The following is a 20,932-nucleotide window of genomic DNA, read 5'->3' on the forward strand; positions in this document are numbered from 1 at the left end:
TGCCGGCAGGCTAGGCAGGCGCGGGCTAAGCCGCCGTGATGAAGGACTCGCCCGCCGCGCTTGCGCCGGGTGGCAGCGCGGGTTCGGCTCCGGCCGCATCGGCGAACGCGTGCGCCGCCGCCGTTCCCAGCATCGACGGCGACACGTAGCGGCGGTGGACGCCGTCGATCAGCGCCATGTAGACGCGTCCGAACCGATTGCGGCAGCGCACCCGGGTCGCGAGCGTCACGAGGATCCGCCCGTCGTCCCTGATCTCGACGCCGACGCAGGAGCGGAAGACGAGATGCCGGTCGTCGGCGCCCAGGATGGCCTGCGCGCGGCGGCCGTCCTGATCGACGCGCTGATCGAGCACCGGGTAGCGGCCGGCGAACATCCGCCCGCAATCGGTCGACAGCAGCGAGGACACCGGGCAGCCCAGCGGCGAGGTGCGCAGGCGCAGTGGCCGGACCAGCGCGTTGCGCAGGCGCATCAGCCAGGTCACGCCCGCCGGCCTGCCGGCGAGGAAGCCTTCCAGTACCCGTGCCAGCAACACGCTCGCATCCTTCGGCCCGTGGCGCCCGCCATCCAGCGAAAGGACGAAGAAATCCTCGTGGTCGAGGCGGCCGGCCAGGTGCTCGGTGAGGAGGGAGCCGGCGGGGGCGTGCCGGTGGTGGGCGATGTCCTGCCGATACGGACGCCCGCTGGCAGGCCCGGCCGGCGTCCGCATGCCGGAGATCGCGCGCCGGAGGGCGCCGGCCACGCGCCCGATGCCCCCACGGAGCCGGTCGCGCCCGCTTGCCTGCGGTGCCCGCAGCGACAGGCGCGCGGTCGGCACCGCTTCCGCCCGGGGCGGGTGCGCGGCGAGCCAGGCGGCGACGCGGGCGGGGAGCGGCTCGGTCAGCATCGGGATGTCCGCATCGCCGGCGACGATGCGCGCGCGCAGCGCGGGGTCGGAGATGCCCCCGAGTTCGTCGGTGTGGCACGACAAGGCGAAGAGCGCCGGGTGCGCACCTTCGCCGCGCAGCGGTGCGAACTGGTGCCAGGTGCCGCCGCCGAAGCGTACGGTGAACAGGGCGTCGGGCGGGATGTCGACATGACGCAGCGCGCGGACGAAATTCGCCGCGTCCGACTGCAGGTCCGCGTCCGATGCCGTCGAGAAGCGCAACCGCGCGCCGCCGCTGCCGGCGACCGCGGTGAACACGCGGTGGCCGGCATGACGGTGGAACGGGTGGCCGGCGGGACCGACCGCGAACGAATACAGGGCGGTCGCGTCGCCGCGCTGCAGATCGGTCCCGGCGAGCCTGGCGGACGGTTCGTCGAGGGCATCGACGAAGGAGTCGTGCGAGCGCTGCCTTGCGCCGGCGTCGGTGAACAGCCGGTCGCCGGCGCCCCGGTCGAGCTGCGCGATCAGGCTCACCTCGACCGGCGGACCGCCCTGCGGGCCGGGGATGCGGGCCGTCGGGAAACCTGTGGTGGCTCGTGCCGGATCCTGCATCCGCATGCTCCTTGCTCGATGTCGGGTTCGTTGGACTCGGGGGTCAACGCTTGCCGCCGGCCTTGGCGAGCTTGCGCGATTCGCGCTTGAGCGGTCCGGCGGTCGGGCAGACCTCGAACGCGAAGCCGGTCAGGGAATTGACCAGGTTGTCGGCCTTGAGGCGATAGTGGACGAACTGTCCGCGACGCTCGCTGGAGACCAGGCCGGCCGACTCGAGGATCGACAGATGGCGCGAGATGGCCGGGGCGCTCATCGCGAACCGGCTTGCGATCTCGCCCGCGGTGAGCTCCTGCGCCGACAGGTAGGCCAGGATCTCGCGTCGTGGCTGCGACGCCAGGGCTTCGAACACGGAGCCGATTCCGGTCATGGCAAAGGACTTAATGAATTAACTTATTCGTTAAGTTATGGGTTGCGGCCCGCGATGTCAACCGCGAACAGCCACGCGGGGCGCGCGTGGCGTGCCCCGTTGCGCCCGTCAGTCCGCGGCGGCCTCGCGTACCGACAGCGGCACGTTGCACAGGTCGATGTGGCCGGCCGGGCGCTTGTACCATTCGTCGCGGCGATTGCGGCGCGATTCGACCATGGCATCGAACAACGGCGTGTCGGTGCGCAGCACCTGCAGGGTGGTGCGCTGGTTTTCCGGCACTTCCGAAGCCAGGCGCACGGTGCGGATGCGGGTGCGTTGCGCGGGTTGTTCGTAGAACCCGAGCGGGCCGGTGCCGCGCGGCAGCACGCTGAGCAGTTCGATGCCGTGGATCACGCGGCCGACCAGGGTGATGTTGCGGTCGAGCTGGCGCGGCGATTGCCCGATCACCGCGTACAGCTCGGTGCCGTTGCTGGAGTCGGCGGCCACGTCGCGGCCGGCGCCGACCATGCCGTAGCAGTGCGCCAGCCAGGCCTCGCCGGTCGCCGGGTCGCGGCCGGCAGGGAAGCCGTCGACGAAGCCGACTTCCGGCGCCCAGCCGTCGGCGTCGGGCAGGCGATGGAAGGCGAGCCCGTCGCCGTTGCTGGCGAATTCGGCCGGCAGCTTTTCCTGCGCGCTGCCGAGCGGCCGCCGTCCGTCGGCGGCCTCGGTCGGATCGCCCCACTGCACCACGAAGTTGTCTTGCGAGCGGTACAGGCTCAGCCCATCCCAGTAGCCTTCGCGCGCCAGGGTGCGCAGGTTGGCGACGTGTGCGGGCGCGAACGCCGGCGCCAGCTCGATCACCACGCGCCCGGCGTCCAGCTCCATGTACAGCAGGTTCTCGAGCTCGGGCGTGCGCCAGTCGGCGGGCTGCGAGGCCTCGAGCAACTCGTCCATCGAGCGCGCCGGGGCCGGTTCGGCGGCCGGTGTAGGCGCTCGTGCCGCGGCGCCTGCCGGGTCCGGCGCCGCCGCCGCCGGCGTTTCGGTCCGCTCGCAGGCGGACAGGAGGGTCAGGCCGAGCAGGCAGGCGGCTGTCAGGACGTGGCGCAAGGGCATGGCGGTCACCGGGACGGGAGTTCGACCGATTCTGGACCAGACCCGCCACCGCTGGCGACCCGGCGACCGCATGCCGAAGTTTCGGCGTATGCGGACCCCATGCGGGCGGGCCGTACACGATCCCCGTAGAGCCGAGCTTGCTCGGCTGCTCCCGGCTCCGGAGCCAGCGCAGCGGAGCAAGCTCCGCTCTACGGCGGAGGTCGTGCGGCCGGGGTGTCGACGATTCCCGTAGAGCCGAGCTTGCTCGGCTGCTCCCGGCTCCGGAGCCCAACGCAGCGGAGCAAGCTCCGCTCTACGGCGAGTGACTAGTGGCACATTCGCTATACATAACTTGATAGTAGTGTTCTGTCATCACGATCCAGGTGCGCCATGGCCGGACCCGAAGCCAATGCCGAACTGCAACTGCGCAAGTTCCAGAAGGAACTCAGCGCCGGCACCGTGTCGCTGGTGCTGCTGGCGGTGCTGGCGGCGGCGCCGGAGCCGATGTACGGCTACCAGATCGCCAAGCGACTCGAGCGGGTCGGCGGCGGCGTGCTGGCCGGCAAGCAGAGCGCGCTGTACCCGGTGCTGCGCAACCTCGGCGGCGCGGGCCTGCTCGACAGCTACGTCGAGCCGTCCGTCTCCGGACCGCCACGCCGCTACTACCGCATCACCGACGCCGGCCGCCGCACGCTGGCGCAGTGGGTCGCGGCCTGGGCCGCGACCCGCGACTCCGTCGATTCCGTCCTGAGGGGAGTGAATTCATGAACGTCCAACGCCTGCCGACCACCATCCCCGAGTACCTGGAACACCTGCGGCGCTCGCTTGCCGGCGCCGACCCGGCACTGATCCAGGACGCGTTGTACGACGCCGAGGAGTACCTGCGCTCGGAACTGGTCGAGAATCCCGACAGGTCCGAGGCCGAAGTGATCGCCGCGGTCGCCTCGAGCTACGGCGCGCCGGATGAGGTGGCCGACATCTATCGCGACACCGAGGCCAAGGTGCAGACCGCGCTGCGGTCGCCAGCCCCGCCGGCGCGCAAGTCGGTGCTCGGGCGGTTCTTCGGCGTGGCCGCCGACCCGCGCGCCTACGCGGCGCTGTTCTACATGGTGTTGGCGCTGGCGACCGGCATCTTCTATTTCACCTGGGTGGTGACCGGGCTGTCGCTGTCCGCAGGGCTGGCGGTGCTGATCGTCGGCATCCCGTTCGTGATCCTGTTCTTCGGCTCGATACGGGTGCTGTCGCTGGTCGAGGGCCGGATCGTCGAGGTCATGCTGGGCGAGCGCATGCCGCGGCGGCCGCTGTACACCGTGCGCGGGCGCACGCTGCTGCAACGCATCGGCGACATGTTCACCGATCCGCGCAGCTGGAGCACGCTGCTGTACATGCTGCTGATGCTGCCGCTGGGCATCGCCTACTTCACCGTGGCGGTGACGATGATTTCGGTCTCGGTGAGCTTCGTCGCCGCGCCGGTGCTGGTATGGCTGGGCATCGCCGAAGCCGCGATCGACGTGAGCGGCTGGCAGGTGCTGTACATCGATCACGACATGATCGGTACCTCGCTCGAGCCCTGGGCCCTGCCGCTGCTGTTCGTCTGCGGCGTGCTGTTGCTATTCGTCACCCTGCACCTCGCACGCGGCCTCGGCCGGCTGCACGGCCTGCTCGCCAAGCACCTGCTGGTCAAGTCGGCGCAGTCCGCGTAGAGGCGGCGGCGAGGAAGCCGTCCCTCAGCTCGCGCGCCGCGGCGGAGCGGGCAAGCGCCCGCCGCGTCGCGCGCTCAGCGCCGCGGCTTTCCCTGCTTCGCCACGCCGCGGTGCCGGGCCGGTGGGCGCCTGCCCGGCGCATCGCCGGCGGCGGTTTGCGCGTATCCGGCGATGAAGTCGCGCACCTGCGGATACACCTTCTCGCGCCAGCGGCGGCCGCTGAAGATGCCGTAATGGCCGGCGCCCTTGACGGTGATGTGCCGGCGGTCGGTCTCGGGAATGCCGGTGCACAGCTTGTGCGCGGCGCGGGTCTGGCCCTGGCCGGAGATGTCGTCCAGCTCGCCCTCGATGGTCAGCAGCGCGGTGTCGCCGATCGCGTCCGGCCGCACCCGCTCGCCGGCGACGTCCCACAGTCCGCGCGGCAGCAGGAATTCCTGAAACACGACGCGGATCGTGTCGAGGTAGTAGTCGGCCGGCATGTCGAGCACGGCGTTGTACTCGTCGTAGAAGCGGCGGTGCGACTCGGCGTCGTCGAGATCGCCCTTGACCAGGTCCTGGTAGAAGTCCCAGTGCGAGACGAAGTGGCGCTCGGGATTCATCGCCACGAACCCGGTGTGCTGCAGGAAGCCCGGGTAGACGCGGCGGCCGCTGCCGGGATAGTTGGGCGGCACGGGATGGATGACGTTGTGCTCGAACCAGTACAGCGGTTTCTGGGTCGCCAGGTTGTTGACCGCGGTGGGCGACTCGCGGGTGTCGATCGGCCCGCCCATCAGCACCAGCGAGCGTGGCGTCGGCTCGCCGCGCGCGGCCATCAGCGAAACCGCCGCCAGCACCGGCACGGTCGGCTGGCAGACGCTGATCACGTGCAGGTCGTCGGCGCCGATCTCGCGGATGAACTGCTCGATGTAGGCGACGTAGTCGTCGAGGGTGAAGGTGCCGTCCTCCTTCGGCACCATGCGCGCGTCGATCCAGTCGGTCACGTAGACCTTGTGGTCGCGCAGCAGCGTGCGCACGGTGTCGCGCAGCAGGGTGGCGTGGTGGCCCGACAGCGGCGCCACCACCAGGACCGGCGGCTGGCCCTTGAGCTCGGTGATGCTCTCGGCGTCGTCGCTGTAGCGCTTGAAGCGCAGCAGGCGGCAGAACGGCCGCTTCGCGACCTCCTTCTCGACCACCGGATAGGCGTTGCCGTCGATCCCCACCGAGTGGATGTCGAAGGCCGGCTTCTCGTATTCCTTGCCGATGCGGTAGAACAGTTCGTTGGCCGCCGCCACCCGCTCGGCGCCGGGCAGCGCCGACAGCCAGCTGCCCGCGGCGGAGTAGGCCTTGGCGTTGGCCTCGGCCCAGTAGGCGAACGGCGCCATCCAGGCGCGGCCGATTTCATGGAACTGGTACAGGAACATCGCAGTACCGGGTCATGGTTGTTGCGTCGCAGCATAGCCGATCGCGGCGGCGGCCGGGTGAATCCGCTGCGCGGCCGGCGTCGCCGCGCCGGCAAAGTCTGAACAATGTCCGTCGTCCCCAGCGCAGGCGGGGATCCATGGACGTCGAGCCGTTGAAAACCCAGCTAACGGATTCCCGCCATCACGGGGATGACGCGCAAAAGCCGCGCTGTTCAGAGGTCCCTAGTGGGCGATCTCCAGCGAGGTGGCATCGCCGGCGAGGGTGGACGAAAGCCAGCAGTGCGAGCCGAGCGGACGGAACCCGGCGGCCTCGAAGCGGCGGCGGTAGAACGCGGCCGGACGCCGGAAGAACCCGTGGTCGTCGCCTTCGGCCTGGTCCTCGCGCGCGAACGTTTCCAGGAATGCGACGCCTCCGCACAGTTCCGCCAGGCCGGGCAGGCCGCGGTCGAGCTCGCGCACGGACAGGTAGTGCAGCACGTCGCTGCAGACCAGCAGGTCCACCGGTGCGCACGGGCGCAGCACGGCGAAGTCGCCGAAGCGGGCGCGATGCAGGTTGCGGCGCGCGCCGTAGCGCTCGATCGCGTAGTCGCTGGCGTCGAACCCGAGGTACCGCGCCTTCGGCCGCAGCTTCAGCAGCGGCGCGCGCCAGGCGCCTTCGCCGCAGCCGACGTCGAGCACCGTTCGCAGCGGGCGTTCCAGGTGGTACTCGGCGGTGGCGACGGCCAAGGCCGCCTTGCGCGCCAGCCGCCGGCGGCCGCCGATGCCGCCATCGCGGTACCAGCGGTCGAAATAGGCACGGTCGTAGCGTTTGTCCATCGGCGGGTTCGCGGTGGAAACGGCGCCCATTGTAGGAGCGCGCTGTGCGATCCTGTCGCCCGCCGACGGGAGCCGACGATGCAAGCCTATTTCTGGACCAAGACCGCGCACCTGGTGTTCGTGATCGCCTGGATGGCGAGCGTGTTCTACCTGCCGCGCATCCTCGTGAACCTGGCCGAGGCCGGGGACGAGCCGGCGGTGCGTGCGCGCCTGTTGCTGATGGGGCGGCGCCTGTATCGCTTCGGGCACGTCATGTTCGGCCTCGCCTTCGTGTTCGGCCTGACGCTGTGGCTCCATTTCGGGGTCGCGGGCGGCTGGCTGCACGCCAAGCTGGCGCTGGTGGCGTTGCTGCTGGCGTACTTCGTCCTCGTCGGGCGTCGGCTCAAGGGCGTCGAAGGTGGACGCCCGCTGCCGGCGCCGCGGGCGCTGCGCTGGCTCAACGAGGCGCCGCTGCCGCTGCTGGTGGCGATCGTGTACCTGGTGCTGGCCAAGCCGTTCTGACGGCCCCGCCGATGCACCACCCCGTAGAGCGGAGCTTGCTCCGCTACGCGGGCTCCGGAGCCGGGAGCAGCGGAGCAAGCTCCGCTCTACGGGGGCACCGACGCGGGAGCTATTTCGCGAGCCGGTGCACGTCGTGCGTGGCCACGCCGACGCTGCGGTCCGGCAGGACGAAGAACTCGGGGTGCTCGAGGGTGAGGGCGGTGTCGCGCAGGCCTCCGCTCCAGTGGTCGTGCAGCGGGATGCGGCCGAAGGCGTAGTCCTTGTGTTCCCGCTCCCAGGACTTGCTCTGGTAGATCAGGTGGACGACGTTGAACACGCGGTCGTCGAGGTACGGCGCCAGCGCGGCTTCCAGGTGCGTCGGCAGCCGGCCGCCGGGGAGCTGTTCGATCAGCTCGTTGAGCGCGGTGCGCAGCTGCTGGGCCAGTTCCACCATCCGCGTGCCGTGGCGGGTGCGGCTGGAGTAGCGGATGTCCTTGATCCGTTCCAGCACGTCCGCCATCGTCCGCGGCGCGGGGCCGCGCGCGCTCCACAGGTCGACCTGGAATACCAGCGTGTCCTCGTGCGGGCGGCAGTCGAGGATGTATTCGAGCGGCGTGTTGGAGACGACGCCGCCGTCCCAGTACGGCTCGCCGTCGATCTCCACCGCCGGGAATGCCGGCGGCAATGCGCCGGAGGCGAGGATGTGCTCGATCCGGATCGGCTCGCTGGCGCTGTCGAAGTAGCGGAAGTTGCCGCGGGTGACGCTGGCCGCGCCGACGGTCAGGCGCACGCTGCGGTCGCGATGCAGGCGCTCGAAGTCGATGAAGCGTTCCAGCGTGCCGCGCAGCGGCGCGGTGTCGTAGAAGCTGGTGGCCTGCGGGCTGCCGTCGTCGAACAGGAACGGCGACAGCATGCGCGGCTCGAAGAATCCGCGCTGGCCCTGCAGCAGCGAGCCGAGCGCGCCCATGCCGCGCGCCCAGGCCAGCAGCGCCGGATGCTCCGGCAGCGCGGCCACCGTGCTGCGCACGGCGAGCGCGGCCAGCGACAGCGACGGGCCGGGGTCGGAGATCAGGTCCCAGAATCCGCGCAGCTGCCGGATGCGTTCGTCGGGCGCGTTGCCGGCCAGGATCGCGGCGTTGATCGCGCCGATCGAGATGCCGGCGAACCAGTTCGGGCGGATGCCGGCCTCGTGCAGGCCCTCGTACACGCCGCACTGGTAGCCGCCGAGCGCGCCGCCGCCCTGCAGCACCAGCGCGACCGTGGGGTAGCGCTCGACGTGGCGGCGGATCTCCGCCGGCATCGCGCTCACTGCATGAACCAGCCGTGGCTGACCACGATGCTCTGTCCGGTCAGGGCGTTGGACTCGAACGCGGCCAGCGCCAGCGCCACGTTGGCGACGTCGTCGACGGTGGTGAACTCGCCGTCCACGGTGTCCTTGAGCATGACGTTCCTCACCACCTCGTCCTCGCTGATGCCCAGTTCCCGTGCCTGCTCCGGGATCTGCTTGTCGACCAGCGGCGTGCGCACGAAGCCGGGGCAGATCACGTTGGCGCGCACGCCGTAGCCGGCGGCCTCCTTGGCCACGGTGCGCGCCAGCCCGAGCAGGCCGTGCTTGGCGGTCACGTAGGGCGCCTTCAGCTTCGAGGCCAGGTGCGAGTGCACCGAGCCCATGTAGAGGATCGCGCCGCCCTGGTTCCGGCGTTCCATGTCCTTCAGGCATTCGCGCGTGGTCAGGAAGGCGCCGTCGAGATGGATGGCGAGCATCTTCTTCCAGTCGGCGAGGCTGAAGTCGGTGAGCTTGTTGACGATCTGGATGCCGGCGTTGGAGACCAGCACGTCGACCTTGCCGTAGCGCGCGATCACCTTGGCGATGCCGTCGACCACCTGGGCCTCGTCGGTGACGTCCATCGCCACCGCCAGCGCGTCGCCGCCGCCGTCGCGGATCTGCCGGGCGGCGGCCTCGGCGGCTTCCAGCTTCAGGTCGGCGATGGCGACCAGGCCGCCGGCCTGCGCGTAGACCTCGGCGATGCGCTTGCCGATGCCGCTGGCGGCGCCGGTGACCACGCAGACCTTGCCGTCGAGTCGGGTCATGTCTTCAAGCTCCGGGGAATGTCGCCATCAGCATAGCGGCCGGGATGTCGGAAGTCCGTTGTACGAAAGGGGCGGCGTTTGCAGCGCCTACGAGAGCGAGGATGGCGGTCGCGTGCGCCCGTTCCTACGGGGTGCCTGCGGCGAAGTCCTGCGGGCGCGGCAGGTCCACGGGAACGCCGTCGGAGTTGCACAGGCCGGCGGCGCACAGGCGCCGGCGCAGCTTCGGCGTGGCCTGGACCATGACATGGAAGATCGCGTGCTGCTCGACGTTGCCGCGTACCGCTGCCGCGCCCGGGCCGCGCGCCCAGATGCCGACATCGTCGCCGCCGTGGGTCTCGTCGACCAGCGGCAGCACCGATTCCTGCAGGTAGTCCGGATCCGTGGTGTCGACCGTGCTCAGGTCCGGCCGTCCGGGCGAGGGGCTGGCCCGATGGGCCTTGTGCCGGTAGTGCTTCGGCCCGGCCGGCTGGGTGTCGCTGGCGCCGGTGTAGCCGGGCCCGTTGGCGTAGCCGAGGGTGGTGTAGGGCAGCCCGGTCAGGTCCTTCGCGTAGCTTGCGTCGTCGGCATCGCCCAGCGTGCCGCGCACCTTGCCCAGGATCGCATTGCCGCGTGCCGGGTAGCCGGCGAAGGTCAGGGTGTGGGCATGGTCGGCGGTGACCAGGACCAGCGTGTCGTCTTCGGAGGTCAGCTCGACCGCGGCGTCGACCGCCTCGGCCAGGGCGATGGTGTCCGTCAGCGCGCGGTGGGCGTTGCCGAAATGGTGGGCGTGGTCGATGCGGCCGGCCTCGACCAGCAGGACGTAGCCGTCGCCGGCGGAGCGCAGGCGGCCGATGGCCTCGCGGGTCAGCTCGGCCAGGCTCGGCTCGCCGGGATCGCGCGGGCGGTCGTGCTCGAAATGCATGTGGTCGTACTCGAACAGCCCCAGCACCGGCGTCCTGCCGCGTGCTGCGGCGAGCTGGTCGCGGTTCCAGACATAGGCGCCGCCGGGGTGCTTCGCCCGCCATTCGGCGACCAGGTCGCGGCCATCGCGGCGCAGGCCGCGCTTGTCCGCATGTTCGGGGTCGGCCTGGTCGACGGTCATGAAATGCTTGCGGCCGCCGCCGAACACCACGTCCGGGCCGCGGCCGAAGCGGGAGTCGAGCAGTTGCCGCGCGATATCGACGCAGCCGGCCGCGCGCGCCGCCGCCGGCACCAGCCCGTCGCTTTCCCAGTCGCGGTCGGGCGAGCGCGCGTAGGTCGCCGCGGGCGTGGCGTGGGTGATGCGGGTGGTGGTGACGATGCCGGTCGCCAGGCCGGCGCTCTCGGCCAGCTCGAGCACGGTGAGCAGGGCGTTGTCCTCGATACCGGTGCAGTCGCCGCGCGGCCGTGCCTGGCCCAGGCCGATCACGCCGGCACGAGTCTTCACGCCGCTGGCCATCGCGGTCATGGTGCCGGCCGAGTCCGGGGTCTGCATGTCGGTGTTGTAGGTGCGGCTGAGGGCGGTGTGCGGGAAGTCCTCCCAGCCCAGGCGGTGCTCCTCGCCGGATCCGCCGGCCTGCTGGCCGGCGAGGATGCGCGCGGCCGCGACCGTGGTCAGGCTCATGCCGTCGCCGACGAACAGGATCACGTTCTTCGCCCGTCCCGCCATGGCGCCGCGCTCGGCGGCCGCCGCGGCGCCGCTGCGGAACCACCACTGCGCGGTCTCGCCGCCGGGCCGGGCGATCCGCGGCACGTCGATCGGTGCGACAGTCGCGGGCGTGGCGGCGTCCGCGGCAGGCGCGGGATCGCGCACCTGGGCGGCGCAGGCGCAGAGCAGGAGGGACAGGCAGCAGAGCGTGGGAATGCGCATCGCGACGACGGGAACCTGGAAACGGGGCCGCGCATTATGCCGCCGGCAGCGCGCCGCAGTGTTGCATGCAGATGACTGCAGCGGGCCCATGAGTCGGGTATCGTCGGCGAATCTCCCGGCCATGGCCCGCGTTCGATGCTGAAGTGGTGGTTCCGCATTCCGTTCTGGCAGCGTGTTGCCGGCGGTTTCGTGCTCGGTGCGCTGGCCGGCTGGCTGCTCGGCCCCGCGGCGGAAACCTGGCTGCAGCCGCTGGGCACGCTGTACGTCAACCTGATCCGCATGATCGCGGTGCCGCTGGTGTTCTTCGCGGTGATCAACGCGGTCTCCGCGCTGCACGGCCAGCAGTCGGTGGCGGCGCTGGGCGGGCGCACCTTCGGCTGGTTCGCCATCACCGCGACCCTGGCGGTCGGCGTGGGACTGGCGATCGCCTTCGTGTTCAATCCGGGCGTGGGCGTGGACCTGGCGCCGCCGCCGGACTACACGCCGCGCAACGTGCCCACGCCGGTGCAGGTGCTGCTGGACATCGTGCCGACCAATCCGTTCGCGGCGCTGGCCGAGGGCCGGATCCTGCAGGTCATCTTCTTCGCCGGGCTGCTCGGCTTCGCGCTGGTGAAGCTGGGCGAGCGCACCGAGGGCCTGCGCAAGCTGGTGGGGCAGGCCAGCGAGGCGATGATCCAGGTCACCCGCTTCGTGCTCGAGGTCACCCCGATCGGCACCTTCGGCCTGATCGCGGGGCTGGTGGGCGCCTACGGCTTCGAGAAGCTGCTGCCGCTGGGCAACTTCGTCGTCGCGTTGTACTTGGCCTGCGCGCTGCACATCGTCTTCGTCTACGGCGGGCTGCTGCTGGCGCACGGGCTCAATCCGCTGAAGTTCTTCCGCGGGGCCGCGGCCGGCATGCAGGTGGCGTTCGTCAGTTCGTCCAGCTTCGCCGCGTTGCCGGCGGCGCTGCGCAGCGTCACCCACAACCTCGGGGTGAACCGCGACTACGCCGCGTTCGCGGTGCCGCTGGGCGCCAGCATCAAGATGGACGGCTGCGGCGCGATCTACCCGTCGCTGGCGGCGATCTTCGCCGCGCAGTACTACGGCATCGAGCTGAGCTTCGCGCAGTACGTCGCCATCCTGCTGGCCTCGGTGCTCGGCAGCTTCGGCACCGCCGGCGTGCCCGGGACCGCGGTGGTGATGGCCACCGTGGTGCTGAGCGCGGCGGGCCTGCCATTGGAAGTGCTGGGCATCCTGCTGGCGATCGACCGCGTGCTCGACATGATGCGCACCATGACCAACGTCACCGGGCAGATGCTGGTGCCGGTGCTGGTGGCCAAGGAAACCGGCCTGCTGGATCGTGGGGTCTACGATGCGGCGTCGAGCAACATCGGCATGGAAGGCGCGGTGGAGGAGTCCGCCACGCCGCGCTGAAGCGGGTGGCGCTACGGTGCGGCGCGCTTCCTGCGGCGGCACGCGCTGGCGGTTGCCGGTGCGGCCACCGCGGTCTGTGCGCTCGCCATCGGGCTGGGGCTCGCGCTCTGGCAGGCGCACGAGGCGCGGGTGCGCTGTCGCTGGCCGCGCTCGCCGTGCGCAGCACGGTGGCCGCGCTGCCGGAGCATCCGGCGCTGCTGGCCTGGGCCGGGCCGAACTCGGGCTCGGCCGGCTGCAGGCGGCGGAGGCGGACCTGCGGCGGGCCGTCGCCATCTTCATCTTCGAAAAGGTCCATGGGGTGGAATCGATGCGCCTGGTCGGCCCGCTGCTCGAACTCACGCGACTGCAGATCGAGCGCGATCGGGAGCCCGACTGCGCGGCCGCCCACCGCGCGCTCGGGATCCTGCGCAAGAAAGGGGGCGGACGCGACACCTACGCCCGGACCGTGCTCGGCGGCTGCCTGCTGGCCGCGGGACGGCGCGCGCAGGCCGCCCCGCTGATCCGCGGGGGAGCGGCGGACCTGCGCAAGCGCGAACCGAATCATCTGCACGCGCTGTCGGCGGCGGATGCCTATCTTGCGCGGCTTGCCGCGGCCGAACGGCGGTAGCGGATCGCCCGCGGGCTCCGTGCGGCGTTAGGCGCCCGTCCGCGACGGCTCAGGCCGGCACCGGCTCGCGCCCGCGGTTGACCCAGAGCGCGAAGCCCGCCGCGGTGAAGAACATCATGAGGCTGTAGACCGCCGCCGGCACCGACATCGTCGCGTTGCCGAGCACGTTGAGTGCGACGAAGATCGCCAGCGTGCCGTTGTGGATGCCGATCTCCATCGCGATCGCGATCGCCTGCCGCTTCGGCAGCTTCAGCGCCAGCGGCGCGGCGTAGCCGACGCCCATGCTGGCCAGGTTGAACAGCAGGCAGGCCAGCCCGACCGCGGCGAAATAGGCCAGCAGCGTATCCCACTCCTGCGCCACGGCGGCCGCGATCAGCAGCGCGAGCACCACGACGGACAGCACCCGGATCGGCTTCTCCATGCGCGCGGCGAATCCCGGCGCGAACGCGCGCACGGTCATGCCGATCGCCACCGGCAGCACGATGATCACCGCCACCTCGACGATCTTGCGCACCGGCGGCGGCACGTACTGGCCGGCGCCGAGGAAGAACTCGAGCGACAGGTTGAGGATCAGCGGCAGCGTGACCAGGCACAGCACGCTGTTGACGGCGGTCAGGGTGATGTTGAGCGCGACGTCGCCGCGCGCCAGGTGGCTGTAGATGTTGGCGGTGGCGCCGCCCGGCGAAGCGGCCAGCAGCATCAGCCCGACCGCCAGCTCCGGCGGCAGTCCGAAGGCCAGCGCCAGTCCCAGCGCCACCCACGGCAGCACCGCGGTCTGCAGCGCCAGCCCGGTGAGCACCGCGCGCGGATAGCGGGCGACGCGCCGGAAGTCGTCGATCGTCAGGCCGAGCCCGAGACCGAGCATGATCACGCCGAGCGCGAGCGGCAACAGCAGGGTGGTCAGCAGCGAGGCCTGCATGCGGGTCTCCTTGGGGCGCGGTGCGGTTGCGGAGGGATGTTCAAGGGGTCGGCACTGCCCGGCGCGCGGCCAGCCGCGCCGCCAGCCATGCCAGCGGTATCGGCAGCAGCAGGCCGGCGAGGGTCATCCACAACGGATGCGGCAGCACGGCGACGTTGAGGGCGACGCCGGCGACGATCAGTCCGCCGACCGCCAGCCCCGCGAGCAGGCGGTGCGCGAGTGCCAGCCGTGCGGCGACCCAGGCGCCGGCGAAGCCGGCCAGGCACCAGCTGCCCAGTACCCACAGCAGCTTGCCGGTGGACGCGCTCGCGATCAGGCGGGCGAGGTCGGCCTCGTCCTGCAGGTCGAGGCCGGCCGGCGGCGGGAACAGCGCCATGCCGGCGTATTCCAGCGCCAGCATCGTCGCCACGCCCACCAGCAGACCCAGCAGCACCGCTCCGAACGTACGCAGCATCGTCGTTCTCCCCGTCGACGCGCCCGAGCATGGCGTGCGCCGCGGTTGCCGGCAAGCCGCAGCGCACGATCCGGGCGGTTCGTCGGCGCATGCCATCCCTGCGTGGCGGCAGCGACGCCTCCGAACGCGGAAACGAAGAAGGCCGCCGATTGGCGGCCTCCGGGATCACGCGATGCCGGCTGGCTCAGACGCCGCTCACCCGGCGCGCCAGCGTGAATTTCCGGCTCCAGTAGCCGCTGTCGAGGCTGGAGACGGTGACGTCCCGGCCGGTGCGTGGCGCATGCAGGAAGCGGCCGTTGCCCAGGTAGATGCCGACATGGTCGACGCGCCGGCCGCGCAGGGCGAAGAACACCAGATCGCCGGCGTCGAGCTGCGCGCGCTCGATCTGCTCGCCGGTGGCGGCCATTTCGCGCGACACGCGCGGCAGTTCGACGCCCAGGGCGGTGCGGAACACGTAGCTGACCAGTCCGCTGCAGTCGAAGCCGCCGTCCGGGGACGTGCCGCCCCAGCGGTACGGCGTGCCGAGCAGGGCCAGGCCGCGCTGCAGCAGCGTCTGCCGGCGCTCCCCGGCCGCCGCCGGGACATCGGCGACGCCGGCGGCGATCAGCTGGTTCACGTCGGCGGCGAACAGCAGTTCGCGGCCCATCGCGGCCGGCAGCGGCTGCGCGAGCGATTGGCTGACCGAACGACTGAGCGGGGACTGGTCGGCCGAATCGCCGGCCAGGCCGGTCGCGGCCAGGGCAGGCGTCGCCGCACCGGCAAGCGCGGTGGCGAGCAGGAAGGGAATGGTCCGGCCGAAACGGCGGGAATGGGTGGCGGCAATGCGGCCGAAGCCCGGAACGTCTGTCGTCACGCTGAATTCAATTTTGTTGTTGTGGCGTGATGGTGCCGTACTCGCGTGACATATTCGTTAAAAATATGTAAATGAATGCGACGCAAGTCGCTGAATGGGCGAGAATTTTTCAGCGCACGATGCGCTTGGCGCCGCTGTAGTGGTCGCGCCAGTAGTGCCCGTCCAGCCGATCCAGGCGCACCGTGCCGCCGCTGCTCGGAGCGTGCACGAAGCGTCCCTCGCCGACGTAGATGCCGACATGGGTGACGTTGCCGCGACTGCCGAAGAACACCAGGTCCGACGCCGCCAGCCGTTCGGCGGCGATGCGCGGACCCTGGTAGGCGGCCAGGTCGCGCGAGGTCCGCGGCAGGCGCAGGTCGAGCATGTCGTCGTAGACGTAGTTGACCAGGCCGCTGCAGTCGAAGCCGCCCTCCGGCGTGTTTCCGCCGTAACGGTAGGGCGTGCCGACCAGGCTGATGGCGCGCATCACCACGGCGTTGGCGGCGGCCGGGTCGGCTGGCTGCACGACCGGCCAATGGCGCTGCGCGCCGGGTCCGCCGGACGGACGGACATCGTCGCGGCCGCAGGCCGCCAACAGCAGGGTCGCGGCGAGCAACGTCGCGAGCGGCCATGCCCTGCGCGGGCGGATTGGCGCGGTGCGGATGAAGCCGGGATAATGCGCGTCGCTCACGGTCCGCATCTTGGCCGAATCCCCGAGCTCTGCACAAGCACTCTCGCACAAGCGGCGCGCGCGCCGCGTTACAGGTATCCATCGGCATGAAAATCGAGAAGGACCGCGTCGTCCGCTTCCACTACACCGTTTCCGAGGCCGGGCAGCCGCCGGTCGAAAGCTCGAAGGAGCGCGAACCGCTGTCGATCCTGGCAGGGCACGGCAACATCATCCCGGGGCTGGAGCAGGCGCTGGAAGGCCATGTCGCCGGTGACAGCTTCAGCGCCGACATCGCCGCCGCCGATGCCTACGGCGAGCGCCGCGAGGGGCTGACCCAGCGCGTGCCGAAGAAGCACTTCGGCGGACAGCGGCTGGCCCCGGGCATGCAGGTGGTGCTCGGCACCAATTTCGGCCCGCGCGCGGTGACCGTGCAGAAGGTCGGCATGAGCGTGGTCGACGTCGACCTCAACCACCCGATGGCCGGCAAGGACCTGCATTTCGACATCGAGATCGTCGAGGTGCGCGAGGCCAGCGCCGAGGAGATCGAACACGGCCACGTCCATGGCGAGGGCGGCCATCAGCACTAGGTAGCCCGGGCGGTGACTGCCGGCTTGCGCGCCTCCGGGGGGAGGCGGAGAAACGAATGGAGAGAAACGAGGAACGGGTGAAGGCGGGTGCCCCCCACTCGTTTCTCTTCACTCGCTCCGGCTTTCCGGCGCCTGCGAGCGTCGTGCACATAGGGGACGAGGGCATGGCGAACATGGCGGCCGGCTTCGCGCCGGTGTCGGAGCACGATCGGATCGGGCTGCTGGATGCGCTGCGCGCGTTCGCGCTGCTCGGGATCTTCCTCGTCAACATCGAGTGGTTTACCCGGCCGTGGCAGGAATTCGGCAACGGCGTCGCGTCCGGGCTCGCTGGCATCGACCACGCGGCGGCCTGGGGCGTGCACGTGTTCGTCGCCGGCAAGTTCTGGATCCTGTTCTCGCTGCTGTTCGGGATCGGGTTCGCGGTGATGATGGCGCGCGCCGAGAAGGCCGGGCGGCCGTTTCGGGCGCTCTACCTGCGCCGGACCGCGGCACTTCTGGTCATCGGCATCGCGCATGCGCTGTTGCTGTGGGCGGGCGATATCCTGCATACCTACGCCCTGGCGGCCCTGCTGCTGTTGGCGCTGCGCGACCTGCGCCCGCGGACACAACTGGTGCTCGGGCTGTCGATCTATTACGGCCTGTGCCTGCTGGCGCTGCTCGGCGCCGCGGTGGCGGGCCTGGTGCCCGGCGCGGCCGAAGAGGGCGCCGCGCGGGCATTTTCTGCCGACCCGGGGGCGACGGCCGAGGCCGCACGCGCCTATGCCGAGGGTGGATTCGCGCGGGTGAGCGGCCAGCGGGCGGCGGATTTCGCGCGCTTCCTGCTCAACGACTTCTTCGTGGTGCCGATGGCGCTGGGGGTGTTCCTGGTCGGCAGCTGGCTGCTGCGCTCGGGGCGGATCGGCGACGTCGCGGCGCAGCGGCCGTTCTTCCGCCGCCTAGCGGGATTCGGCCTGCCGCTCGGACTGGGGCTGTCGCTGTGGGCGGCATCGATCGGCGTCGGGCTCGACGCCGCCGGGAACGACGCGCGCTGGCTGCTGGCGAATGCGCTGATGTCGCTGGGCGCGTTGCCGCTGGCGCTCGGCTATCTCGCGCTGGTCGCGCTGGCCTGGTCCACGGACGCCGGTGCGCGGGCGCTCGGCCTGCTCGCGCCCGCCGGGCGCATGGCGCTGAGCCACTACCTGCTGCAGTCGCTGGTCGGATCGCTGGTGTTCTACGGCTACGGCCTGGCGCTGTGGGGGCGGATCGGCCATGCCGGCCTGTTGCTGCTGGCGGCGGTGGTGTTCGCATTGCAGGTCGCCACCAGCCGCTGGTGGCTGGCGCGGTTCCGCTTCGGCCCGGTCGAATGGCTGTGGCGGTGGGCGACCTACGGACGGCGGCCGTAAAGCAGAAACGAGAAACGAGGAGCGAGGAGCGAGTCAAAGCCGGGACGCTCCACTCGCTCCTCGTTCCTCGCTCCTAGTTTCTGGCTTCACGCACTAGACTGGTGGCATGAGCAAATCGGACGTACTGATCGTCGGCGGCGGCGTGATCGGACTGGCCGGCGCGCTGGCGTTGTTGCATGCCGGCCGCGGCGTGCGCGTGCTGGAGTCGGGCACCGCCGGCTGCGGCAGTTCGCACGGCAACTGCGGCACGATCACCCCCAGCCACGCCGCGCCGTTGACCGAGCCGGGCGCCGTCGCGCGCGCGCTGCGCTGGATGGCGACGCCGGATGCGCCGTTCTACCTCAAGCCGCGCTTCGATCCGGCGTTGTGGGGCTGGATGCTGCGGTTCGCGGCCCGCTGCAACCGGCGAGACTGGCGGACGGCGATGGCGGCGCGGGCGTCGATCCTCGACGCGTCGCGCAGGGCGCTGCCGGAGTGGATCGCGCGCGATCGCCTGGCCTGCGAATTCGAGGCCTCGGGCGTGGACTACGTGTTCCGCGACGCCGCGGAGCTGGCGCACTTCGGAGACGAATTGCGGGCGCTGGAAGAGGTCGGCGTGGCTTCCGAGATCATCGACGGCGACGCCTACCTGCGCGACGAGCCGGCGCTGCTGCCGGGCGTCGCCGGCGCGGTGCGCTTCGCGGGCGACGCGCGCCTGCGCCCCAACCGCTATGTCGCCGAGCTGGCGCGCGCGGTGCGCGAGCGCGGCGGCGAGATCGTCGAGCACTGCGAGGTACGGTCGATCGCGGCGGACGGCGACGGGACGACGGCATCGACCTCGCGCGGCGATTTCCGCGGCCGCGACCTGCTGCTGGCCACCGGCGCGTGGTCGCCGCGGTTGGGGCGCGGCCTCGGGCTGCGCATTCCCGTGCAGCCCGGCAAGGGCTACTCGATCACCTATGCACGACCGGCGCTGGTGCCGAAGCGGCCGCTGGTGCTGCACGAACGCAGCGTCTGCGTGACCGCCTGGGACAGCGGCTTCCGGCTCGGCAGCACGATGGAGTTCTCCGGCTACGACACCAGCCTCAATCGCCGCCGGCTCGCGGCGCTGGAGCGCGGCGCCGCCGAATTCCTGCGCGAGCCGGTCGGCCCCGCGAGGGAAGAGGAGTGGTACGGCTGGCGGCCGCTGAGCTGCGACGACCTGCCGATCATCGGCCGCTCGCCCCGGCACCCTCACGTGTGGATCGCGACCGGGCACGGTATGCTCGGCGTCAGCATGAGCGCAGCCACCGGCCAACTGATCGCCGAGTTGATGTGCGCGCAGGCGCCGCATATCGATCCCGCCCCGTTCGATCCGGTCCGCTTCGCATGAGCGCGGCCGATCCGTTCGATTTCGACCTGGTCGTGCTGGGCGGCGGTTCCGGCGGACTGGCCGGCGCTTTCCGCGCCGCCGAGCATGGGGCGCGGGTGGCGATCCTCGAGCCCGGCGAACTCGGCGGCACCTGCGTCAACGCCGGTTGCGTGCCGAAGAAGGCGATGTGGCTCGCGGCGGAACTCGCCACCCGCATCGGCGCCGCCGCGCAGCTCGGCTTCGAGGTGCCGGCGGCGCCGAAGTTCGACTGGGGCGAATTCATCACCGATCGCCAGCGCTACATCGGCGGCATCCACGAGAGCTACCGCAAGCGCCTGGACCGCGCCGGCATCGTCCTGATGCCGTGCCGGGGCACGCTCCTGGACGCGCGCACGGTCGTGGCCGACGGCGGCGCGCACCTGCGCACCCGGCACGTACTGCTGGCGACCGGCTCCAGTCCGCAGCGGCCGGACATTCCGGGAGCCGGGCTGGGCGGCGTCTCCGACGATTTCTTCCACTGGACGCGGGCGCCGGCGCGCGTGGCGCTGGTCGGCGGCGGCTACATCAGCGTCGAGCTGGCGGGGCTGCTGCAGGCGCTGGGCAGCCGCGTCGACCTGTTCGTGCGCGGGCCGCGCCTGCTCAGCCATTCCGACGAAGAAGTCGTCGGGCAGCTGGAGGAGAACTATCGCCGCCTCGGCGTCCACCTGCATTTCGGCTACCGCCTGCGCGAGGTCGAGCGCGCCGGGGACCGGTGCGTGCGCCTGTTCGACGAGGACGGGGAGGCCGGCGACGCGTTCGATGCCCTGGTGTTCGCGATCGGCCGCCGCGGCAACAGCGCGGGCATCGGCCTGGAGGCGGCCGGCGTGGACATCGACGCCGCCGGCAACGTCGCTGTCGACGCGTTCCAGAACACCAGCGCCGCGGGCATCTACGCGGTCGGCGACGTGACCGGCCGCGAGACGCTGACGCCGGTGGCGATCGCCGCGGCGCGGCGGCTGATGGACCGCGTTTTCGGCGGCCAGCCCGAGGCCCGGCTCGACTACGAGAACGTGCCCACGGTGGTCTTCGCCCATCCGCCGATCGGCGGCGTGGGCCTGACCGAGGCGCAGGCGCGCGAACGGCACGGAGATGCGGTGAAGGTCTATCGCAGCCGCTTCCGGCCGATGCTGCAGGCATTGACGGACGCGCCGCTGTGCAGCCTGTTCAAGCTGGTCTGCGTCGGCGAGGACGAGCGCGTGGTCGGCGTGCACCTGTACGGGGAGGCCGCCGACGAGATCCTGCAGGGCTTCGCGGTGGCGCTCAGGCTCGGCGCCACCATGGCCGACCTGCGCGACACCGTCGCCATCCATCCGACCAGCGCCGAGGAAGTGGTGCTGATGCGCTGATGTAAGCCCTCTTCACCGCTTCCGCGTTGCAAGCCGACGTCGCAGCCCCGTAGAGCGGAGCTTGCTCCGCTGCTCTTGGCTCCGGAGCCCGAAAGCAGCGGAGCAAGCTCCGCTCTACGGAGT

At 71.2% G+C, this 20,932-nt stretch carries 21 protein-coding genes; 9 read left to right on the forward strand and 12 right to left on the reverse strand.

Going from position 1 to position 20,932, the window contains the following annotated elements:
* Positions 1-25: 25 nt before the first annotated feature.
* The 3 genes from U3649_RS09295 to U3649_RS09305 form a co-directional block, all read right to left on the reverse strand.
* Positions 26-1,474 carry a DUF2867 domain-containing protein gene (locus tag U3649_RS09295; protein ID WP_407351059.1) on the reverse strand — a complete coding sequence of 483 codons (1,449 nt, stop codon included), beginning with the start codon at positions 1,472-1,474 and terminating at the stop codon, positions 26-28.
* Between the two features lie 43 nt (positions 1,475-1,517).
* Positions 1,518-1,841, reverse strand: coding sequence for a metalloregulator ArsR/SmtB family transcription factor (locus tag U3649_RS09300; protein WP_407351060.1), 324 nt, complete (start codon positions 1,839-1,841; stop codon positions 1,518-1,520).
* Between the two features lie 108 nt (positions 1,842-1,949).
* Positions 1,950-3,005, reverse strand: coding sequence for a peptidylprolyl isomerase (locus U3649_RS09305; protein WP_407351061.1), 1,056 nt, complete (start codon positions 3,003-3,005; stop codon positions 1,950-1,952).
* A 297-nt stretch (positions 3,006-3,302) separates the two neighbouring features.
* Here U3649_RS09305 and U3649_RS09310 point away from each other — a divergent pair, with 297 nt between their 5' ends.
* A complete protein-coding gene (locus tag U3649_RS09310) occupies positions 3,303-3,680 on the forward strand; it encodes a PadR family transcriptional regulator (protein ID WP_407351062.1) in 378 nt (125 codons plus the stop codon).
* A complete protein-coding gene (locus U3649_RS09315; protein WP_407351063.1) occupies positions 3,677-4,615 on the forward strand; it encodes a sensor domain-containing protein in 939 nt (312 codons plus the stop codon). The genes U3649_RS09310 and U3649_RS09315 overlap by 4 nt, the downstream gene beginning before the upstream one ends.
* 74 nt (positions 4,616-4,689) lie before the next feature.
* Here the strand turns inward: U3649_RS09315 and U3649_RS09320 are convergent, their stop codons facing one another.
* Positions 4,690-6,015 (reverse strand): polyhydroxyalkanoate depolymerase, encoded by a 1,326-nt coding sequence (locus U3649_RS09320; protein WP_407351064.1) that lies wholly within the window; start codon positions 6,013-6,015, stop codon positions 4,690-4,692.
* Positions 6,016-6,237: 222 nt separating this feature from the next.
* Positions 6,238-6,831 (reverse strand): class I SAM-dependent DNA methyltransferase, encoded by a 594-nt coding sequence (locus U3649_RS09325; RefSeq protein WP_407351065.1) that lies wholly within the window; start codon positions 6,829-6,831, stop codon positions 6,238-6,240.
* 78 nt (positions 6,832-6,909) lie between these two features.
* On the opposite strand from U3649_RS09325, the gene U3649_RS09330 reads away from it, so the two are divergent.
* Complete coding sequence (locus tag U3649_RS09330; RefSeq protein ID WP_407351066.1) at positions 6,910-7,332, forward strand: CopD family protein; 423 nt, start codon at positions 6,910-6,912, stop codon at positions 7,330-7,332.
* A gap of 109 nt (positions 7,333-7,441) precedes the next feature.
* Here U3649_RS09330 and U3649_RS09335 read toward each other — a convergent pair whose 3' ends face one another.
* The 3 genes from U3649_RS09335 to U3649_RS09345 form a co-directional block, all read right to left on the reverse strand.
* Positions 7,442-8,611, reverse strand: coding sequence for a patatin-like phospholipase family protein (locus U3649_RS09335; protein ID WP_407354587.1), 1,170 nt, complete (start codon positions 8,609-8,611; stop codon positions 7,442-7,444).
* 5 nt (positions 8,612-8,616) lie between these two features.
* A complete protein-coding gene (locus U3649_RS09340) occupies positions 8,617-9,402 on the reverse strand; it encodes a 3-hydroxybutyrate dehydrogenase (protein WP_407351067.1) in 786 nt (261 codons plus the stop codon).
* A 124-nt stretch (positions 9,403-9,526) separates the two neighbouring features.
* Complete coding sequence (locus tag U3649_RS09345; protein WP_407351068.1) at positions 9,527-11,230, reverse strand: alkaline phosphatase; 1,704 nt, start codon at positions 11,228-11,230, stop codon at positions 9,527-9,529.
* 135 nt (positions 11,231-11,365) lie between these two features.
* On the opposite strand from U3649_RS09345, the gene U3649_RS09350 reads away from it, so the two are divergent.
* Both U3649_RS09350 and U3649_RS09355 read left to right on the forward strand, forming a co-directional pair.
* Positions 11,366-12,643: a dicarboxylate/amino acid:cation symporter gene (locus U3649_RS09350; RefSeq protein ID WP_407351069.1), complete on the forward strand. Its 1,278-nt coding sequence runs from the start codon at positions 11,366-11,368 to the stop codon at positions 12,641-12,643.
* A gap of 307 nt (positions 12,644-12,950) precedes the next feature.
* A complete protein-coding gene (locus tag U3649_RS09355) occupies positions 12,951-13,250 on the forward strand; it encodes a hypothetical protein (RefSeq protein WP_407351070.1) in 300 nt (99 codons plus the stop codon).
* A 49-nt stretch (positions 13,251-13,299) separates the two neighbouring features.
* Here the strand turns inward: U3649_RS09355 and U3649_RS09360 are convergent, their stop codons facing one another.
* From U3649_RS09360 to U3649_RS09375, 4 genes are all read right to left on the reverse strand, one after another.
* Positions 13,300-14,169 (reverse strand): bile acid:sodium symporter family protein, encoded by an 870-nt coding sequence (locus U3649_RS09360; RefSeq protein WP_407351071.1) that lies wholly within the window; start codon positions 14,167-14,169, stop codon positions 13,300-13,302.
* A 40-nt stretch (positions 14,170-14,209) separates the two neighbouring features.
* Positions 14,210-14,623, reverse strand: coding sequence for a hypothetical protein (locus U3649_RS09365; protein ID WP_407351072.1), 414 nt, complete (start codon positions 14,621-14,623; stop codon positions 14,210-14,212).
* A gap of 184 nt (positions 14,624-14,807) precedes the next feature.
* A complete protein-coding gene (locus tag U3649_RS09370; protein WP_407351073.1) occupies positions 14,808-15,476 on the reverse strand; it encodes a C40 family peptidase in 669 nt (222 codons plus the stop codon).
* A 109-nt stretch (positions 15,477-15,585) separates the two neighbouring features.
* Complete coding sequence (locus U3649_RS09375) at positions 15,586-16,155, reverse strand: C40 family peptidase (protein ID WP_407351074.1); 570 nt, start codon at positions 16,153-16,155, stop codon at positions 15,586-15,588.
* A gap of 77 nt (positions 16,156-16,232) precedes the next feature.
* Between U3649_RS09375 and U3649_RS09380 the strand changes: the two genes are divergently transcribed.
* The 4 genes from U3649_RS09380 (at position 16,233) to gorA (ending at position 20,809) form a co-directional block, all read left to right on the forward strand.
* Positions 16,233-16,712: a peptidylprolyl isomerase gene (locus U3649_RS09380; RefSeq protein ID WP_407351075.1), complete on the forward strand. Its 480-nt coding sequence runs from the start codon at positions 16,233-16,235 to the stop codon at positions 16,710-16,712.
* Positions 16,713-16,876: 164 nt separating this feature from the next.
* Positions 16,877-18,094, forward strand: coding sequence for a DUF418 domain-containing protein (locus tag U3649_RS09385; protein ID WP_407351076.1), 1,218 nt, complete (start codon positions 16,877-16,879; stop codon positions 18,092-18,094).
* 106 nt (positions 18,095-18,200) lie between these two features.
* Positions 18,201-19,445 carry an NAD(P)/FAD-dependent oxidoreductase gene (locus tag U3649_RS09390; RefSeq protein WP_407351077.1) on the forward strand — a complete coding sequence of 415 codons (1,245 nt, stop codon included), beginning with the start codon at positions 18,201-18,203 and terminating at the stop codon, positions 19,443-19,445.
* A complete protein-coding gene (gorA, locus tag U3649_RS09395; protein ID WP_407351078.1) occupies positions 19,442-20,809 on the forward strand; it encodes a glutathione-disulfide reductase in 1,368 nt (455 codons plus the stop codon). Before U3649_RS09390 ends, gorA begins: the two co-directional genes overlap by 4 nt.
* The last annotated feature ends 123 nt before the right edge of the window (positions 20,810-20,932 follow it).

It is taken from the genome of Luteimonas sp. R10, from assembly GCF_045689605.1.
Classification (GTDB): Bacteria; Pseudomonadota; Gammaproteobacteria; order Xanthomonadales; family Xanthomonadaceae; genus Luteimonas.